This is a genomic window from Mesobacillus sp. (assembly GCF_049588175.1).
Classification (GTDB): domain Bacteria; phylum Bacillota; class Bacilli; order Bacillales; family Cytobacillaceae; genus Mesobacillus.
In genome coordinates, this window is the sequence record NZ_JBAVFI010000679.1 from 1 (window position 1) to 2,064 (window position 2,064).

At 37.2% G+C, this 2,064-nt stretch carries 3 protein-coding genes; all 3 read right to left on the bottom strand.

What is annotated here, in order from left to right; all coding sequences use genetic code 11:
• On the bottom strand, window positions 1–295 hold a 295-nt coding region (locus WB217_RS16535), incomplete at its 3' end, for a hypothetical protein (protein ID WP_423994366.1).
• A gap of 58 nt (window positions 296–353) precedes the next feature.
• Window positions 354–1,241 carry a hypothetical protein gene (locus WB217_RS16540; RefSeq protein ID WP_423994367.1) on the bottom strand — a complete coding sequence of 296 codons (888 nt, stop codon included), beginning with the start codon at window positions 1,239–1,241 and terminating at the stop codon, window positions 354–356.
• Between the two features lie 280 nt (window positions 1,242–1,521).
• Window positions 1,522–2,064, bottom strand: a 543-nt coding sequence (locus WB217_RS16545) for a Ger(x)C family spore germination C-terminal domain-containing protein (protein ID WP_423994368.1), incomplete at its 5' end; no start/stop codon positions are given.

The following is a 2,064-nucleotide window of genomic DNA, read 5'->3' on the forward strand; positions in this document are numbered from 1 at the left end:
GCAGATCGGCTACATACGTGCCGTCCGCTGAATGCTGTGATGGCAGATCGGCTACATACGTGCCGTCCGCTGAATGCTGTGATGGCAGATCGGCTACATACGTGCCGTCCGCTGAATGCTGTGATGGCAGATCGGCTACATACGTATCTTCCGCTGAATGCTGGGACGGGAGATCAGCTACATCTGTATCAACCGATGAATGCTGGGACGGGAGATCAGCAATGTTAATAGAACTCACGCCAAAGGCTCCAATAAAGCTTGCTGCAATCAACGAAACCAAGATAGCTTTTTTCATTTTTAATCCTCCTTTTCTCTTGATGAGTATTTGTTTAAGTTATTAAACTTAAAACCGTTTAGCAGTATTTTAGTAATTTTTCCATTTCCGTTATTACTAAACTAGCAAACTTCTCATTTTGCTGAAGTCTGAAAATCGTAATGGCTTTTTCAAGGTTTTCTTTTCCCTCTGGTAATTTACCCAATTTTATGAAATTCATGCCTGTTTGGTAATGGAATTCACCAAATAAATACATATTTTCTTCATATATACAATTGTCGATGCCTTTGCTGCAATAGATCAGTGATTCCTCATACTTTTCCAGCTTTGATAATGCTTGAGCCAGTCCGTAAAGAATTTTTAGCCAGATACTTGAATCCAGCACTTGTGGAAGCTCTGTTAAATTATTGAGTGCTTCCTGGAAAACTTCAACCGCTTGACCAAGATTGCCATTATCTTTTTCTACGATGGCGATACTGGTCAGGATTTCAATTTCCCGCTCCGTAAGATTTTTTTTCTCTGGATTTGTTAAAGTTAAAGCTTCGTACAGTATAGCCACTGATTTATTTTTGTCTTCCTCTAGATAATTGGTGCAGATACCCTCATGCCACATTAAAAATTGCCGGAAGGAGGTATGCTTGAACAACGGGTTATCTTTCTCCTTTTTAAGGATTTCATTGATAGCTGCATAATCACGCTCTCTTTTATATTTATTAATTAATTGCATCACCGCGGATGCATTGTTATATGTATCAGAGGAAGAGATGTCAAAAAAGTGGTTAAGATCGACATTGAGTTTCAGTGCAATTTTATAGAGTTGGTCAATCGTTGGATATTTCTCTTCTTTTTCAAATTGAACCATATCCTCTTCAGAACAAATGCCCTCCGCTAATCGAGGAATTGTAAATCCTTTATAAACTCTTAAAGATTTAAGAATTTCTCCGAAGCTATATCCAACCAGGCTCATTCCTACACCCCATTTAATAAATATTAATTATCTTTATATTATCACAATGTTATTAATTATTAAAAATTCAATAAAAAAACCAGGATGGTGCTACCCGGTATTCCATCCTGGTTAAAAATATTATTTTATATACGTAAAATACGGCAGTACGAGACATCCGATTGATAGCATGATCACAACAATAGACCCTGGCTTATTTTTTTGTTTCCACAATGTCACCGCAAACAGGATTGAATAAAAACAAATCAGCGCGACCGCTCCCCAAATGAGAAAAATCACTTTAATCCCTCACTTCTTTAAGCTTAGGAAGTTTGGTCTGCCGGCCAAATTCGCCAAAGCGGATATCCACTTTCACTTTAACAACAGCTTCTGGATAGGATTTCATCCAATCAAAATCCCGGAATTCCGGAAGTGTTCCAAACTCCCTCCTGATTGGGACAGATAAATGGAAGGTATCGCCTTTGAATTCTTCCTGAGTACGGGTAATAAATTCATTCATCTTACCCTCAATTCTTTTCGTGATGAATCTTTGTAATTCCATCACCTTCCCTTTATTCTTTGCATAATTAATCATACTGGGATCACTTAAAATTTCTACAAATAAAGGTACCTCGATTAATATTTCAGGTCTGCCATATTTATTTTTAATCGTATATTTATTATTTCTTTTCTGGGAAACTCTCGCTGAAATTCGATATTTTTCATTGAAGGGATCTTGAAAATTCGTCATTATATCTTCCGTATCCCACGTATTGTCCAATAAACTTGAAATTCGTGTTTCCTCACCAGTAATTTTCCCTATCATGATGCCTTCTTTATAGAC